This is a genomic window from Clostridium sp. DFI.1.208 (assembly GCF_024463855.1).
GTDB lineage: Bacteria > Bacillota_I > Bacilli_A > Erysipelotrichales > Erysipelotrichaceae > Clostridium_AQ.
Map to the genome: position 1 here is coordinate 1 of NZ_JANGCA010000302.1, position 259 is coordinate 259.

Annotated in this window: 1 protein-coding gene; it reads right to left on the reverse strand. The window is 50.2% G+C overall.

Going from position 1 to position 259, the window contains the following annotated elements:
• On the reverse strand, positions 1 to 259 hold a 259-nt coding region (locus NE665_RS24455; protein ID WP_256302777.1), incomplete at both ends, for a hypothetical protein.

Consider the following 259-nt stretch of genomic DNA (forward strand, 5'->3'; position numbering starts at 1 on the left):
TGATGTTCGTGAAATTCGTCCCATCATTCGAGCACTTCAGATACGCGTCTCCGCTAGGGATCTGATCATAGTAGGTCGTCTTCGTCATCTGTCCCTTTAATGCCGGCACCCTCGTACTCTTCTCTGCTACTCTTCGATCGATCCCGAATTCCATCGGCATACTGCTCTTATTGATCGCCTGTTCATTGTTCGTGCTCTGCTTCATCACCTGATCATCCAGTGTCAGCTGGATCTTCGTCGGCAGCTGCATGGTGATCTG